This window comes from Streptomyces sp. NPDC048295 (genome assembly GCF_040652135.1).
Lineage (GTDB): Bacteria > Actinomycetota > Actinomycetes > Streptomycetales > Streptomycetaceae > Streptomyces.
Window position 1 is genome coordinate 84,980 of record NZ_JBEZLL010000027.1, and the last position, 15,359, is coordinate 100,338.

At 71.1% G+C, this 15,359-nt stretch carries 12 protein-coding genes; 3 read left to right on the forward strand and 9 right to left on the reverse strand.

Going from position 1 to position 15,359, the window contains the following annotated elements:
* Window positions 1-26 precede the first annotated feature (26 nt).
* The gene (locus AB0D53_RS32070) at window positions 27-1,406 is read right to left on the reverse strand and encodes a diaminobutyrate--2-oxoglutarate transaminase family protein (RefSeq protein ID WP_362452654.1); all 1,380 of its coding nucleotides are present in this window, start codon (window positions 1,404-1,406) and stop codon (window positions 27-29) included.
* 328 nt (window positions 1,407-1,734) lie between these two features.
* Between AB0D53_RS32070 and AB0D53_RS32075 the strand changes: the two genes are divergently transcribed.
* Together AB0D53_RS32075 and AB0D53_RS32080 are read left to right on the forward strand one after the other, a co-directional pair.
* Window positions 1,735-2,955, forward strand: a complete 1,221-nt coding sequence (locus tag AB0D53_RS32075; RefSeq protein ID WP_362452655.1) for a hypothetical protein — start codon at window positions 1,735-1,737, stop codon at window positions 2,953-2,955.
* Between the two features lie 225 nt (window positions 2,956-3,180).
* Entirely contained in the window at window positions 3,181-4,350 is a 1,170-nt protein-coding gene (locus tag AB0D53_RS32080; RefSeq protein ID WP_362452657.1) for a hypothetical protein, read from the forward strand.
* A gap of 88 nt (window positions 4,351-4,438) precedes the next feature.
* Here the strand turns inward: AB0D53_RS32080 and hflX are convergent, their stop codons facing one another.
* The 6 genes from hflX to miaA form a co-directional block, all read right to left on the reverse strand.
* Window positions 4,439-5,959 (reverse strand): GTPase HflX, encoded by a 1,521-nt coding sequence (gene hflX, locus AB0D53_RS32085; protein WP_362452658.1) that lies wholly within the window; start codon window positions 5,957-5,959, stop codon window positions 4,439-4,441.
* A gap of 145 nt (window positions 5,960-6,104) precedes the next feature.
* Window positions 6,105-7,559 (reverse strand): M1 family metallopeptidase, encoded by a 1,455-nt coding sequence (locus AB0D53_RS32090; protein WP_362452659.1) that lies wholly within the window; start codon window positions 7,557-7,559, stop codon window positions 6,105-6,107.
* Between the two features lie 96 nt (window positions 7,560-7,655).
* Window positions 7,656-9,830 (reverse strand): HD domain-containing protein, encoded by a 2,175-nt coding sequence (locus AB0D53_RS32095; protein WP_362452661.1) that lies wholly within the window; start codon window positions 9,828-9,830, stop codon window positions 7,656-7,658.
* 208 nt (window positions 9,831-10,038) lie between these two features.
* Entirely contained in the window at window positions 10,039-10,911 is an 873-nt protein-coding gene (gene dapF, locus AB0D53_RS32100) for a diaminopimelate epimerase (RefSeq protein WP_362452662.1), read from the reverse strand.
* 67 nt (window positions 10,912-10,978) lie between these two features.
* Entirely contained in the window at window positions 10,979-11,416 is a 438-nt protein-coding gene (locus AB0D53_RS32105) for a hypothetical protein (RefSeq protein WP_362452716.1), read from the reverse strand.
* Between the two features lie 107 nt (window positions 11,417-11,523).
* Window positions 11,524-12,462, reverse strand: coding sequence for a tRNA (adenosine(37)-N6)-dimethylallyltransferase MiaA (miaA, locus tag AB0D53_RS32110; protein WP_362452663.1), 939 nt, complete (start codon window positions 12,460-12,462; stop codon window positions 11,524-11,526).
* Window positions 12,463-12,643: 181 nt separating this feature from the next.
* Between miaA and AB0D53_RS32115 the strand changes: the two genes are divergently transcribed.
* Window positions 12,644-12,895, forward strand: a complete 252-nt coding sequence (locus AB0D53_RS32115) for an antitoxin (protein WP_362452664.1) — start codon at window positions 12,644-12,646, stop codon at window positions 12,893-12,895.
* 81 nt (window positions 12,896-12,976) lie between these two features.
* Here AB0D53_RS32115 and AB0D53_RS32120 read toward each other — a convergent pair whose 3' ends face one another.
* On the reverse strand, window positions 12,977-13,690 hold the full coding sequence (locus tag AB0D53_RS32120) for a class III extradiol dioxygenase subunit B-like domain-containing protein (RefSeq protein ID WP_362452665.1): 714 nt from the start codon (window positions 13,688-13,690) through the stop codon (window positions 12,977-12,979).
* Window positions 13,691-13,735: 45 nt separating this feature from the next.
* On the reverse strand, window positions 13,736-15,265 hold the full coding sequence (gene miaB / locus AB0D53_RS32125) for a tRNA (N6-isopentenyl adenosine(37)-C2)-methylthiotransferase MiaB (protein WP_362452667.1): 1,530 nt from the start codon (window positions 15,263-15,265) through the stop codon (window positions 13,736-13,738).
* Window positions 15,266-15,359 lie beyond the last annotated feature (94 nt).

The window sequence follows — 15,359 nt, forward strand, 5'->3', positions numbered from 1 at the left end:
GGTCTTTCTTGTGAGGGTGTCCGGGGTCAGCGGACCGACCCGGTCGTGGTCCGGCGGAGCGGCAGCCGCTCGGCGGCTGCCAGGGCGTCGGCGAGGCGGTCCACGACCGCTGTTGCCTGTTCGTCGGTGAGCGTGAGGGGAGGCAGGAGGCGTACGACGGTGGAGTGGCGTCCGCCGAGTTCGACGATGAGGCCGCGGCGCAGGCACTCCTGCTGGACGGCGGCGGCGAGGGCGGGTGCGGGCGGGGGCTCGGGGCCGTCACCGGGAGCGGTGGCCTCCGGGTCGACCAGCTCGATCCCGATCATCAGGCCGCGTCCGCGTACGTCGCCGATGGCGGGGTGGTCGGTGGCCAGCGCCTGGAGACGGGCGAGCATGCGGGCGCCGAGGATCGCGGCGCGTTCGGCGAGGCGGTTCTCCCGTACGTAGGCCAGGGTGGCCGTGCCCGCCGCCATCGCGAGCTGGTTGCCCCGGAAGGTGCCGGCGTGGGCGCCCGGCTGCCAGGTGTCGAGCTCGGAGCGGTAGACGATCACGGCGAGCGGGAGGGAGCCGCCGATCGCCTTGGAGAGCACCATCACATCGGGCACGATCCCGCTGTGCTCGACCGCCCAGAAGGCACCGGTGCGGCCGACGCCCGTCTGGACCTCGTCGGCGATCAGCGGGACGGAGCGGGCCTCGGTGATCGCTCGCATCCGGCGCATCCAGCCGTCGGGGGCGGGGTTCACACCGCCCTCCCCCTGCACCGGTTCGAGGATCATCCCGGCCGGTGCCGGTGTGCCCGCCTTGGGGTCGTCCAGGAGGCTCTCGGTCCACCGTGCGGCCAGCTCCGCGCCGCGCTCCCCGCCGACGCCGAAGGGGCAGCGGTAGTCGCGCGGGAAGGGCAGCCGGGTCACCCGTACGTCCTCGGCGCCCCCCGACGCGGCGAGGGCTCCCTCGGTCATCCCGTGGTAGGCCCCGGTGAAGGCGAGCAGGCCGCTGCGGCCGGTCGCGCCGCGGACCAGCTTGAACGCCGCCTCGACCGCGTCCGTGCCCGCCGGTCCGCAGAACTGGATCCGGGCGTTGTCGGCGAACCGCGGCGGCAGGGTGGCGAACAGCTCCGTGGTGAAGGCGTCCTTGACCGGCGTGGCGAGGTCGAGCACATGGAGCGGCGCACCCGAGTCGATGACCTTCTTGATCGCTTCCAGGACGACCGGGTGGTTGTGGCCCAGCGCCAGGGTGCCGGCTCCGGAGAGGCAGTCCAGATACCGCCGCCCGTCCGCGCCCTCGATGGTCAGTCCGCGGGCCCGCACCGGCACGATCGGCAGTGACCGCGCATAGGTACGGGCGGCGGATTCGCGCAGGGACTGGCGGCGCAGGATCCCCTCGTGCACCGTCGGTGCTGCCACCGGGGCTGGTTCGGTCACGGCCACGGCTGTCGGTCCTCCTGGTGTAACGGTTGCGTTGCACATCAGTACGTCGGTGAGCGGACGGAGTTCGGGGATGAACGCTTTCCCCGGGTCCCTCGCACGTACCAACGACGCCGGGGGCGGCGGATCACGGGTAAATCCGAAGATCCTTGCGGAGGCGGAACCACGGCCCTGCCGCTCACCGTCCCCAACGGCACCGGCATAGTGGGGGCCGCACAGGACCCCGGACAACTGTCCAGGAGTCCGCAGGGTGTTCGGAGCGGATGGCTCGGAGCGGTACCGCAGTGCAGTACAGAAGTGTTGAGTTACGAAGTCCCAGGGGGATCACCACATGCGACTCATTCGACCGGTTCTCGCCGTACGCCGGGGGAGGGCGGGCCGCCGGCCCTCGTCGATGCTCGCCGTGGCCGCGGTCACCGCGGTCCTCGCACTCACCGCCACGGCCTGCGGACCCGAGGAGGACAACGCGAGCGACAAGCCGAGCGTCCCCGCGGGCCAGTCCTCGGACGGCAAGATCAAGATTCCCGACGACCTGAAGAACCGGCTCAAGGAACACGGGATCGACCTCGACCAGTGGAAGAACGGCGAGTGGAAGAACTGGGACAAGGACAAGTGGCTGCGTGAGGCCAAGGACTTCGTCAACCCGATCATCGAGGACCTCTGGGACCCGGACCGGATGCGGGATGCGGACAAGTCGCCGGAGAAGCCGGTCGAGAACGACATCTCGGGTGACGAGGGTGTGACGGACCCGACGCCCGCACCGGTCCGGGCCGCGGGCGTCCGAACGCCTTACCACACCAGTGCCGCCGAGTCCGGGAAGCTGCTCTTCGACAGCCCCGAGGGCTCCATGGTCTGTTCCGCGACCGTGGTGAAGGACCCGGCGCACCCCGGGAAGTCCAACCTGGTGTGGACCGCCGGGCACTGCGTGCACGCGGGCAAGAAGGGCGGCTGGTACCGCAACATCGCCTTCGTTCCCTCGTACAACAACCAGGGCCTCTCCCTGGCCGAGCTGAAGACGGCGACCAAGCAGGAGATCGCCCCCTACGGCGTGTGGTGGGGCACCTGGGCGCAGACGTCCGACCAGTGGATCTCGCAGGGATCCTCGATGGGCGGGCTGGGCGCGCCGTACGACTTCGCCGTGCTGCACGTGACGCCGGAGAAGGGTTCGACGGGCAAGTCCCTGGAGGAGACGGTCGGTTCCGCGCTGCCCGTCGAGTTCAACGCCCCGGCCGTGCCGAAGATCGACGCCATGACGGCGACCGGCTTCCCGGCCGCTCCGCCGTACGACGGCCAGAAGGCCTTCCAGTGCGCGGACAAGCCGGGCCGGCTCTCGCTGACCGCGCAGGACCCGACGATGTACCGCATCGGCTGCAGCATGACCGGTGGTTCCTCCGGCGGTGGCTGGGTCGCGAACGGCCAGGACGGCAAGCCCGCACTGGTCTCCAACACCTCCATCGGTCCGGTGACCGCCGGCTGGCTGGCCGGGCCTCGGTTCGGCAAGGAGGCCAAGGGCGTCTACGACTCGGTCAGCAAGAAGTACGCGGGAGAGTGACGACGGACCGTCACCCGGCCCGTCTCCGGTGACGGAGCATCAGGGGCCCCCGGCGCTGCAGTTGAGCGCCGGGGGCCCTCTCCGTGGCGCCGCGCCGCCGTGGCGGGGAGCACACTGCGGACCGTCATAGGGTGGGGCCCTGCATCTTCGGCGGCCGCTGGTCCGGCCGTCGATTCGAATGACACGTTCATGGCAATTTCGGAAGTTTCAGGGGGAACACTTTCCATGCGATCCATACGTCCACTGCTCGCCGCGACAGGACTCGTCGCCACGCTCGCGCTGACGGCCACCGCCTGCGGCCCGGGTGAGGACAGCGCGAACGACAAGCCCGCCGCAGGCTCGACGGGTGGCCAGGACGCCGGCTCCTCCCTGCCCGAGGGTCTGGCCGAGGCGCTGAAGAAGCACGGCGTCGACCCGGAGAAGTGGAAGAACGGCGAGTGGAAGAACTGGGACAAGGACAAGTGGCTGCGTGAGGCCAAGGACTTCGTCAACCCGGTCATCGAGGGGCTGTGGAAGCCCGACCGGATGAAGTCGGCCAAGGACCCGGCGAAGACCATGGCGGCCGGCGACGTCTCCGGCGGCCAGGGCGTCACCGACCCGGAGCCCGCTCCGGTGCGGGCCGAGCCCGAGAAGACGCCGTACCACAACTACGCGGCCCCGGTCGGCAAGGTGTTCTTCGACTCCCCCAAGGGCTCGATGGTCTGCTCGGGCACGGTCGTCAAGGACCCGCGGAACCCGGGACGGTCCAATCTGGTGTGGACCGCCGGACACTGTGTGCACGCCGGTTCGAACGGCGGCTGGTACCGCAACATCGTCTTCGTGCCCGCGTACAACGACCAGGGCAAGTCCGCCGCCGCTCTGAAGAACGCGCAGCCCCAGGAGGTCGCCCCGTACGGCGCGTACTGGGCGGACTGGGCGTCGACGTCCGGGGAATGGCTGGCCGACGGCGGCCCCACCGGGGGCGATGGCGCTCCCTACGACTACGCGGTGCTGCACGTGAAGCCGGAGAAGGGCACCAAGTCGCTGGAGGAGACCGTGGGCAACGCCCTGGCGGTCGACTTCGACGCTCCCGAGGTCTCGCAGATCGGCGCCATGGGCGCCTGGGGATACCCCGCCGCTCCCCCGTACGACGGCCTGATCATGCACAAGTGCGTCGACCGCCCCGGGCGGCTCTCCATCAGCCCCAGCACTCCGGCGATGTACCGCATCGGCTGCACCATGACAGGTGGGTCGTCCGGCGGTGGCTGGTTCATGAACGGCGGCGACGGCAAGTCCGTGCTGGTCTCCAACACCTCCATCGGGCCGGTGACCGCCGGCTGGCTCGCCGGGCCTCGCCTGGGTCCGGGCGCGAAGGACATCTTCACCACGATGAGCGAGAAGTTCGCCGGCCGCTGAGTGCCACCGGCACCCCGATGAAGGCCCGAAGGCCCGCCCCCGGTCGGGGGCGGGCCTTCGGGCCTCGCTGAACCGTGTCGCGCCGCGGTCAGTGCGCCACGGGGACGAACGAGGAGAGCTCGGCAGCCAGTTCCTCGTGCACCCGCGCCTTGAGCCGGGTGCCCTCCGACGTGTGCTCCTCGGAGATCACCTCGCCCTCGGCATGCACCCGGGAGACGAGTCCGCCCTGGATGTACGGCACGAGCGCGTCGATCTCGACCGACGGCCGCGGCAGCTCGGTGTCGATGAGCGCGAGCAGCTCGTCGATACCGGCACCGGTGCGCGCCGAGACGGCGATCGCGTGCTTCTCGATGCGCAGCAGTCGCTGGAGCACCAGCGGATCGGCCGCGTCCGCCTTGTTGATCACCACGATCTCGGGCACGTCCACCGCACCCACTTCGCGGATCACCTCGCGCACCGCGGCCAGCTGCTCCTCCGGGACCGGGTGGGAGCCGTCCACCACGTGCAGGATCAGGTCGGACTCGCCGACCTCCTCCATGGTGGAGCGGAACGCCTCGACGAGGTGGTGCGGCAGATGCCGTACGAACCCGACGGTGTCGGCCAGGGTGTAGAGCCGGCCGCCCGGCGTCTCGGCCCGGCGCACGGTCGGGTCCAGGGTGGCGAACAGGGCGTTCTCCACCAGGACGCCCGCACCGGTGAGCCGGTTGAGCAGCGAGGACTTGCCCGCGTTGGTGTAGCCGGCGATGGCGACCGACGGCACCTTGTTGCGCTTGCGCTCCTGGCGCTTGATCTCACGGCCCGTCTTCATCTCCGCGATCTCCCGGCGCATCTTCGCCATCTTCTCGCGGATCCGGCGCCGGTCCGTCTCGATCTTGGTCTCACCGGGACCACGGGTGGCCATGCCGCCACCGCCGCTGGAACCGCCGCCGCCCATCTGCCGGGAGAGCGACTGACCCCAGCCGCGCAGCCGCGGCAGCATGTACTGCATCTGTGCCAGCGAGACCTGCGCCTTGCCCTCTCGGGACTTGGCGTGCTGGGCGAAGATGTCGAGGATCAGGGCGGTCCGGTCGACCACCTTGACCTTGACGACGTCTTCCAGGTGAATCAGCTGGCCGGGGCTGAGCTCACCGTCGCAGACGACGGTGTCGGCCCCGGATTCGAGAACGATGTCGCGCAGCTCCAGTGCCTTGCCCGAACCGATGTAGGTGGCCGGGTCCGGCTTGTCGCGGCGCTGGAAGACGGCGTCGAGCACCTGGGCGCCCGCCGTCTCCGCCAGTGCGGCCAGCTCCGCGAGGGAGTTCTCCGCGTCACGCACGGTCCCCGATGTCCAGACACCGACCAGCACCACACGCTCCAGGCGCAGCTGTCGGTACTCGACCTCGGTGACATCTTCGAGCTCGGTGGAGAGTCCGGCCACGCGCCGCAGGGCGGCGCGCTCGGAGCGGTCGAACTGCTCTCCGTCCCGCTCTCCGTCGATCTCGTGGCTCCAGGCGACGTCCTCTTCCATCAGGGCGTCGGCCCGAAGGCTCTCGGTGAGGCTTTCGGTGACATTCTCCGTAGCGCTCTGCGCGTCCTGCGCGTCCTGGGGAAGGGAAGAAGAGGAGGTCATTGGATCCTTACGTCGATGGAAGTCCGTTACATGAGTCACAACGCGTGACCCCTTCCGATGATTCCCGCTGTCGCGAATCTCCGGTCCCGGCCGCCGCGGCGACCCGTCGATAGTGGCACGGCCGTACCTCGCCAGTCACCCGGGTTTATCGCTGTGCGGCGGGCGCGGCACTGCGCCAGTCCGGGTGACCGGGCATCGGCGGGGTCTTCTCCCCGTAGAGCCAGCCGTCGAGGAACGAGGTCAGGTCGCGGCCCGCGGTCCGGGAGGCCAGCCGGACGAAGTCCTCGGTGGTGGCGTTGGAGTCCCGGTGCTTGCGCACCCAGCTCCGCTCCAACCGGTCGAAGGCGCCCGCGCCGATCTCCTGGCGCAGCGCGTAGAGGATCAGCGCGCTGCCGTCGTACACCACCGGCCGGAACAGGCTGATCTTCTGTCCGGGTTCCGGGGCGTCGGGACGGGCCGGCGGGCCGCCGGCCGCGCGCCAGCCGTCGGACTTGGTGTAGGCCTCGCGCATCCGGCGTTCCAGCGGCTTTCCGGCGTGCTCCTCGGCGTAGCGGGCCTCGTACCAGGTGGCGTGTCCTTCGTTGAGCCACAGGTCGGACCAGCTCCGCGGCGAGACGCTGTCGCCGAACCACTGGTGGGCGAGTTCATGCACCATGATCGAGTCGAGGTACCACTCGGGATAGCCGGTCCCGGTGAACAGGGACCGCTCGAAGAGCGAGAGCGTCTGGGTCTCCAGTTCGAAGCCGGTGTCGTTGGCGGCGACGAGCAGTCCGTACGTCTCGAAGGGGTAGCGGCCGACCTGTCGTTCCATCCATTCCAGCTGGGCGGGGGTCTTGCTGAGCCGGTGTTCGAGGCGCTCGCGGTCGGCGGTGGGCACCACGTCGCGTACCGGAAGTCCGTGCGGGCCGGTCCGGCGCAGGACGGTGGAGCGCCCGATGGAGACCTGGGCCAGTTCGGTGGCCATGGGGTGTTCGGTCCGGTAGGTCCAGGTGGTGTCGGCGCCGTGCCGGGTCGTGCCGGAGGGCAGTCCGTTGGCCACCACGGTGAGGTCCTTGGGCGCGGTGACCCGGAAGGTGAAGTAGGCCTTGTCGGCGGGGTGGTCGTTGCTGGGGAAGACCCGGTGCGCGGCGTCGGCCTGATTGGCCATCGCCAGGCCGTCGGCGGTACGCAGCCAGCCGCCGCTGTCCTGGTCGCCGTTGGGGTCGCTGGTGTGATGGACGGTGATGCGCAGCGGCACCCCGGCGGGGAGCCGGCCCAGTGGCTGGATGACCAGGTCCTCGTCCGTGACGGCGAAGTCGGCGCGCAGACCGTTGACTTCGACGCTGCGGACGGTGCCCCGGGTGAAGTCGAGGTTGATCCGGTCGAGCGGCTCGGTGGTCCGCGCGTCGATCCTGGTGACGGCCTCCAGCGGCTTGCTGTTGTCGCCGTGGTAGGTCAGTCCGATGTCGTAGGCGCGGACGTCGTACCCGGGGTTGCCGAGATGGGGGAAGAGCGGATCCCCGATGCCGAGCGGCACGGGTGAGGGGAGGGTTGCTGCGACGAGGGCGGCTGATGCGGTGACCAGCAGAGCGGCCCGCAGACGGCGGGAGATGAACGGCATGAACTACCGCTACCAGCGACTTCCCGCCGGGCAGGCGCGGCGCGCGCCGCGCCACCCGAATGAGAGCGCGCGGCGGACGGCAGCTGCCCGCCGGTGTCAGGCGGTGGTGGCGGGGTGCCGGGTGCGGCTCACGTCGTACACCCCGGGCACATCACGCATGGCACGCATCAGGGCGGGCAGTCCGGCCGCGTCGGGGAGCTGCAGGGTGTAGGTGTGCCGGACACGCTGTTCGCTGGGCGGCTCGACGGTGGCGGCGATGATCGCCGCGTCCGCCGTCGCGATCGCCTCGGTGAGATCGGCGAGCAGCCGGGGACGCCCGAAGGACTCGGCGACCAGCGTGACCCGGCACTCGGTGGAGTCTTCCCAACTCACCCCGACGGGCGACCGGCCGGCCGACCGCATCCGGGCGACGGCGGGACATTCCATCCGGTGGACGGTGACGGCGCCGCCGCGCACCACGAATCCGGTGACGGCGTCGGGTGGTGCGGGGGTGCAGCAGCCCGCGAGCCGTACGGTGGCGTCCGGCCGGTCCACCACGGCGGTCGCGGTGCCGTCAGGGGCCATGGCGGCTCCGGCGCCGACCGGCTCCTGCTGCTGCGGTCCGGGTCTGGAGTGGCCCTGCGACGGCTGCCCTGTCCCTGTCCGGCCGCCGTGCGGGCCCGGGGCGTCCTCGGGGTGGGTGTCCAGCCAGCCGGTGATGGCGATGCGGGCGGCGGGGGTCCTGGCGTGGTCGAGCCAGTCGGGCGAGGGGCCCGAGGCGGCGTCCTCGGCGAGCAGCAGCTGCACGGTGTCGCCGTCGCTGAGCACGGTGCCGAGGGTGGCCAGTCGGCCGTTGACCCGGGCGCCGATGCAGCTGTGCGCCCGGTCCCCGTACTGCGCGTAGGCGGCGTCGACGCAGCTGGCTCCGACGGGCAGTCCGAGCGTGCCGCCGTCGGTCCGGAAGACCGTGATCTCACGGTCCTGGGCCAGGTCGGCGCGGAGCGTGGTCCAGAAGGTGTCGGGGTCCGGGGCGGACTGCTGCCATTCGAGGAGACGGGAGAGCCAGCCGGGCCGGGTGGGGTCAGCGCGCTCGCCGTCCGCGGGTTCGGCCGTCTGGGGGCCGGTGCCGCTGTCCGCCGCGTACGGATTGCCGAGGGCGATGACCCCGGCCTCGGCGACCTTGTGCATCCGGTGGGTACGGATGAGGACTTCGGCGACCGCCCCCTCCTCGCCCACGACGGCGGTGTGCAGCGACTGGTACAGGTTGAACTTGGGGGCGGCGACGAAGTCCTTGAACTCGGAGATCACCGGGGTGAAGCAGGTGTGCAGCTCTCCGAGCACGGCATAGCAGTCGGCGTCCTCGCCGACGAGCACCAGCAGCCGGCCGAAGTCGGTGCCGCGCAGCTCGCCGCGTTTGACGCCGACCCGGTGCACGGAGACGAAGTGGCGGGGCCTGATGAGGACTTCGGCGGGGATGCCGGCCTCCCGCAGCACCGTCGTGACGTTCTCCGCGATGGCGGCGAGCGGGTCCCGGCGGGCGGCGCCGGAACCGTCCGGCCGCGCCGACGCGGCGGCGATCAGCGCGCGGGTCCGTTCGTACTCCTCGGGGTGGAGGATCGCGAAGACCAGGTCCTCCAGCTCGGTCTTGAGGGCCTGCACGCCGAGCCGTTCGGCCAGCGGGATCAGTACGTCACGGGTGACCTTGGCGATCCTGGCCTGTTTCTCGGGCCGCATCACACCGAGGGTGCGCATGTTGTGCAGCCGGTCGGCGAGCTTGATCGACATGACCCGGACGTCGTCCCCGGTGGCGACCAGCATCTTGCGGAAGGTCTCCGGCTCGGCGGCCGCTCCGTAGTCGACCTTTTCGAGCTTGGTGACGCCGTCGACGAGATAGCGGACCTCGTCGCCGAACTGGTCCCGCACCTGATCGAGGGTCACATCGGTGTCCTCGACGGTGTCGTGGAGCAGCGACGCGGTGAGTGTCGTCGTCTCGGCGCCGAGCTGGGCGAGGATCAGCGTGACCGCGAGCGGGTGCGTGATGTACGGCTCGCCGCTCTTGCGCATCTGTCCCCGGTGCGAGGACTCCGCGAGTACATAGGCCCGGCGCAGGATCGAGAGGTCCGCGTCCGGGTGGTGGGCCCGATGGGCCTCGGCGACATGGCCGATGGCGTCGGGCAGCCGGTCGCGGGAGACGGGGCCGAGCAGAGCGACGCGGCCGAGGCGGCGCAGATCGATCCGGGGGCGGCCCCGTCTGCGGATGGGGGCACCTGGACTGGTGGCCTCTGCACTCATGGGGCACCTCCGGCGGCATCGACCGGCGGTGGAAGGTGCGGTCGCGCCTCCGGGCCGGTGCTTGATGCTACCGAGCCCACCACGTGGCGGAGTCCCGCTCTCGCCCAGCGTGAAACGGATCACCCATTCGAGCGAAGCTCCGGAGCCTCTCGTTTGGACCCGGCCGGGCTCGCGGGCCCCGGTCCGGCCCGGTCCGGGCGGCAGTCGCCTAGGCGTTTTCCGCTTCGAGCCAGGCGGGGTCGATGAGGCCCTCGGCGACGATCACGGCCGGTCCGGTCATCTCGATCTCGCCGTCCGGCCGCTCGGTGATCACGAGGGTGCCGCCCGGCAGCTCGACCGTGTACGTGACGGGGGTGCCGGTCTCCGCGGGGTCCGCGCCGTCCCTGCGGGCCGCGGCGACGGCCACGGCGCAGGCGCCCGTGCCGCAGGAGCGGGTCTCGCCGGAGCCGCGCTCGTGGACCCGCATGGCGACATGGCGCGGTCCGCGGTCCACGACGAACTCGATGTTGACGCCCTCGGGGTAGACGGCCGCGGGGCTGTAGGGCGGCACGGAAAGCAGATCGCCTGCATGCGCCAGGTCCTCGACGAAGGCCACGGCGTGGGGGTTGCCCATGTTCACGTTGCGGGCGTCCCAGCTGCGGCCCCCGACACTGACCGTGACGCCGTCCCCGGGCAGGAGCGCGCGCCCCATGGAGACCGTGATCTCGCCGTTCTTGGCGATGTGCACCTTCTTCACGCCGCCCCGGGTCGCGACGGCGAGGTCACCCTCCTCGACGTGCCCGACGCGCTGGAGGTACCCGGCGAAGACCCGTACGCCGTTGCCGCACATCTCGGCGATCGAGCCGTCCGCGTTGCGGTAGTCCATGAACCACTCGGCCTCGCCCGCCATGGCCCGCGCCTCGGGATGCGCGGCGGACCGTACGGCGTGCAGGAGTCCGTCACCGCCGATACCGGCGCGGCGGTCGCAGAGCCGGGCCACGACGGACGCGGGCAGGTCGATGGTGTTGTCCGGGTCGGGAACGATCACGAAGTCGTTCTCGGTGCCGTGACCCTTGAGGAAGGCGATCTGCGAGGTGCTCACAGGGCAACTGTACGAAACGGCGCCGACAACCGGCGGCGCCGGGCGGTCCCGGATGTGACGTCCGGGGTCAGCGGAGCCGTGCCACGCGCCAGATGGCCAGCGCCACCAGCGCGGCCACGACGACGACGTACAGGGCGATCACCCGCCAGTCGGACCGCTCGCCCGAGCCCCGCTGCGGCAGGCCCGGCCAGGTGTATCCCACGCGGCGGGCGGCCATCATGCCCCAGCCCGCCGCGCAGCAGCTGATCAGCAGGCCCAGCATGGCCACGACCGCGCCGCCGTCGCCGAACTCGAAGGCCAGCGGGAAGGCGAACATCAGCGATCCCACCGCGGCGAGCACGACGATCGGTGCCAGTTGCCAGATCCGCAGCCGGCGCGCGGGCCGCAGCTCGACCTCGACCTCGGGGGTCGCTTCGAGATCGTCCGGCCCGTCGGGGCTCAGACTTCCTGTCCCGTGCAGCACGTCCGGTGCGTCTTGTTCAGTGTCGCGAGGGCCGGCCTCCATCGCCACGCGCCCTCCCAACTCGGACTCCACTGGTCGATCGATGCTCGATGATGGCACGCTCCGGGTCACCGAAATGACGGGCAGGGCTTCCCGATGCCATCACGTGATCAGGCTGTAACCGCTCGTTCGATCAACGCCAGCGCCCGGCGCGGGAGTTCCCCGCGGTCAGCCGCGGCGCCGCTGAGCCAGTGGACCCGCGGGTCGCGGCGGAACCACGAGTCCTGCCGGCGCGCGAAGCGCTTGGTGGCGCGCACGGTCTCGGCACGCGCCTCCTCCTCGGTGCATTCCCGGGCCAGCGCGGCCAGCACCTGCTGGTAGCCGAGCGCCCGGGAAGCGGTCCGCCCTTCGCGCAGCCCCTGTGTCTCCAGGGCCCGGACCTCGTCCACGAGTCCGGCCGCCCACATCCGGTCGACCCTCAGGGCGATGCGTTCGTCGAGTTCGGGGCGGGCCACGTCGACGCCGATCTGGACGGTGTCGTACACCGCATCGTTACCGGGGAGATTGGCGGTGAAGGGCTTGCCGGTGATCTCGATGACCTCAAGAGCCCGGACGATGCGGCGGCCGTTGCTCGGCAGGATGGCGCGGCCCGCCCCGGGGTCGGCGGCGGCGAGCCGCGCGTGCAGCGCTCCGGAGCCGCGCTCGGCCAGCTCCTCCTCCAGCCTGGCCCGTACGTCCGGGTCCGTGCCGGGGAACTCCAGTGCGTCGATGGCGCCCTTCACGTAGAGCCCGGAGCCGCCGACCAGGACGGGGGTGCGGCCGGCCGCGAGCAGCCGGTCGATCTCGGCGCGGGCCAGCCGCTGGTACTCGGCGACGCTGGCGGTCTCGGTGACGTCCCAGATGTCCAGCAGGTGGTGCGGGACGGATCCGCGTTCGGCGAGCGTCAGCTTCGCGGTGCCGATGTCCATCCCGCGGTAGAGCTGCATGGAGTCGGCGTTGACCACTTCGCCGTCGAGCTGCTGAGCAAGGAATACCCCCAGATCGGACTTTCCGGCTGCAGTGGGACCGACGACGGTGATGACCCGCGGTGCGGGAGCTGAGCTTCTCACCGCCACAGTCTCGCAAACCTCCGCACCTGTTCCCGAACGAGTGAGTTTGCCCGGTGACGCCGCAGGCACGCCGAACGGCGCGGATCTTCTCCCACGACAGTAGAATCCAAATTGAATATGGGTGTTTTTTCACGGTTTGAAGAAGCACCCGACCGTAGTCCCCCAGCAGGGAAGGTGCCCGATGGGCTTCCTGGACAATTTGAAGGCCAAGCTGAGCCCCGCCAGGGAAAAGGTCGGCGAACTCGCGCATCAGCACGGGGACAAGATCGACCAGGGACTCGACAAGGCCGCACGGACGGTCGACCAAAAGACCAAGGGCAAGTACAGCGACAAGATCGAGTCCGGTACGAGGAAGGCCAAGGACGCGGTCGAGCGCCTGACCCACAAGGACGAGACCCACAAGGACGAGGGTGGTACACCGCCCGCTTCCTGAGCATGAACTGATCAAGTCCGGCGACGGCCGTGGAGCGAGGACGCTGTACGGCCGCCCGCCGTACGTCCCGGGCGGCGGGGGTCAGGACCAGGCGGCGACCAGGTAGCCCACGCCGTACGGAGCGTCCTCGTACAGCAGCCTCCCGGCCGTCCGCGCCCCCTGCGCCGCGCCCGCGAGGACCTGCCAGGGTGCCCGGCCCGCCGCCTTCAGCTCGTACGCCAATGACGCGTCCAGCGCGGTCAGCGCGTCGGTGTCCGCCGCGCCCAGCGCCCGGGCGGCCGCCGCGTCGAAGGCCTCGGCCCGCTGGTCCAGATAGCCCGGGGCCTTGAGCGTGCGGCAGGCGCTGCCGTCGCCCATCACGAGGAGCGCGACCCGGTCCGCCCTGGCGGCCAGGTCCCGTCCGGCGCTCGTACAGCGGCCGGTCTCCAGCTGCTCCCCCACGCCCAGCCCTTCGACCGGCGCACCGTCCCATCCCGCACGGGCCAGCAGCCACGCGCCGACCGAGAGGGACGGCGGGAGTGTGTCGTCCGCCACCGGTCCCCGGTCGCGCCCGAGCCGGACGCCGAGGCCGACGCCGAAGCCCTTGAAGGTACCGGTGGCCCCCTCGGGGTGCGGGCCACGCCCCGGCAGGTCCGCGGGCCCGACCACGATCAGCAGATCGGGACGCGCGGCGGCGAGCACACCGAGGGCCTCGGCGCAGGCGTCGCGCGCGGCGTCGAGCTCGGGCGCGGCACCGGCGGCGACCTCGGGTACCAGCAGGGGCGGGCAGGGGCAGACAGCGGCGGCGGCAAGCATGGTGGGCAGCGTACTGCGGGCCGGGCCGCTGTCGGGCTCCCGGTGTCAGTCGCGGCCGCAGCCGGGGGCCGCCACGGCCGGCAGCGGCGCCGGGGCTCCGATGCCCGGCAGTCCCAGCATCACTCCGGCCGGCTTGGCGGCCTCGGCGGCGGTGCGCTTCTCCCAGGCGTCCCCGGCCCGGGTCCGCCGCACGGCCACCGGTGCGCCCTCGGCGAGGAGGTGGTGCGGGGCCGCGTAGGTGATCTCGACGGTCACCACGTCGCCCGGTCGCACGTCCTGGTCCGGCTTGGTGAAGTGGACCAGGCGGTTGTCGGGGGCGCGGCCGGAGAGGCGGTGGGTGGCGCCGTCCTTGCGGCCCTCGCCCTCCGCGACCATGATCTCCAGCGTCCGGCCGACCTGCTTCTTGTTCTCCCCCCAGGAGATCTCCTCCTGGAGGGCTGACAGGCGCATGTACCGCTCCTGGACGACCTCCTTGGGGATCTGCCCCTCCATCTCGGCGGCGGGGGTCCCGGGACGCTTGGAGTACTGGAAGGTGAAGGCGTTGGTGAAGCGCGCCTCGCGGACCGCGTGCATGGTCTGCTCGAAGTCCTCCTCGGTCTCGCCGGGGAAGCCCACGATGATGTCGGTGGAGATGGCGGCGTCCGGCATCGCGGCGCGCACCTTCTCGATGATGCCGAGGAAACGCTCCTGCCGGTAGGAGCGCCGCATCGCCTTGAGGATCGTGTCGGAGCCCGACTGCATCGGCATGTGGAGCTGCGGCATCACATTGGGCGTCTCGGCCATCGCCGCGATCACGTCGTCCGTGAAGTCACGGGGGTGCGGCGAGGTGAAGCGGACCCGCTCCAGCCCTTCGATCCTCCCGCAGGCGCGCAGCAGCTTGGAGAAGGCCTCGCGGTCGCCGATGTCGGAGCCGTAGGCGTTCACGTTCTGGCCGAGCAGGGTGATCTCCGAGACGCCCTCGGCGACCAGGGCCTCGATCTCGGCGAGGATGTCGCCGGTGCGGCGGTCCTTCTCCTTGCCGCGCAGGGCCGGGACGATGCAGAACGTGCAGGTGTTGTTGCAGCCGACGGAGATCGAGACCCACGCGGCGTAGGCGGACTCGCGTCGGGTGGGGAGCGTGGAGGGGAAGGCCTCCAGGGATTCGGCGATCTCGATCTGCGCCTCCTCCTGGACCCGGGCGCGCTCCAGCAGCACGGGCAGCTTGCCGATGTTGTGCGTACCGAAGACGACGTCGACCCAGGGGGCCCGCTCGACGATGGTGTCGCGGTCCTTCTGCGCCAGGCAGCCGCCGACGGCGATCTGCATGCCCGGCCGCTTGGTCTTCATCGGAGCGAGCCGGCCGAGGTTGCCGTAGAGCTTGTTGTCGGCGTTCTCACGCACCGCGCAGGTGTTGAAGACGACGACGTCCGCGTCGCCGTCGGAACCCTCGTCCGCACGGACGTAGCCCGCGCCCTCCAGCAGCCCCGACAGCCGCTCGGAGTCGTGGACGTTCATCTGACACCCGTAGGTGCGGACTTCGTAGGTCTTGGGTCCCTCGACGCTCACTGCGGGGCTCCGGTCGCTGCTGCTGGTCATGCCCTCCAGGGTAGGTGGTCCCGGGAGGGTCCCCGGCGGGCGGGACGCGGTGATCACCGGCCGGTCCGTCGTGGGCGGGCATCCGGCCCTGGTC

Excerpts from the sequence above, each read along its gene's own strand:
- miaB (WP_362452667.1), bottom strand. The coding sequence starts at position 15,265 with ATGACCAGCAGCAGCGACCGGAGCCCCGCAGTGAGCGTCGAGGGACCC.
- AB0D53_RS32120 (WP_362452665.1), bottom strand. The coding sequence starts at position 13,690 with ATGCTTGCCGCCGCCGCTGTCTGCCCCTGCCCGCCCCTGCTGGTACCC.
- AB0D53_RS32090 (WP_362452659.1), bottom strand. The coding sequence starts at position 7,559 with ATGCCGTTCATCTCCCGCCGTCTGCGGGCCGCTCTGCTGGTCACCGCA.
- AB0D53_RS32105 (WP_362452716.1), bottom strand. The coding sequence starts at position 11,416 with ATGGAGGCCGGCCCTCGCGACACTGAACAAGACGCACCGGACGTGCTG.
- AB0D53_RS32080 (WP_362452657.1), top strand. The coding sequence starts at position 3,181 with ATGCGATCCATACGTCCACTGCTCGCCGCGACAGGACTCGTCGCCACG.
- AB0D53_RS32075 (WP_362452655.1), top strand. The coding sequence starts at position 1,735 with ATGCGACTCATTCGACCGGTTCTCGCCGTACGCCGGGGGAGGGCGGGC.
- AB0D53_RS32095 (WP_362452661.1), bottom strand. The coding sequence starts at position 9,830 with ATGAGTGCAGAGGCCACCAGTCCAGGTGCCCCCATCCGCAGACGGGGC.
- AB0D53_RS32115 (WP_362452664.1), top strand. The coding sequence starts at position 12,644 with ATGGGCTTCCTGGACAATTTGAAGGCCAAGCTGAGCCCCGCCAGGGAA.
- hflX (WP_362452658.1), bottom strand. The coding sequence starts at position 5,959 with ATGACCTCCTCTTCTTCCCTTCCCCAGGACGCGCAGGACGCGCAGAGC.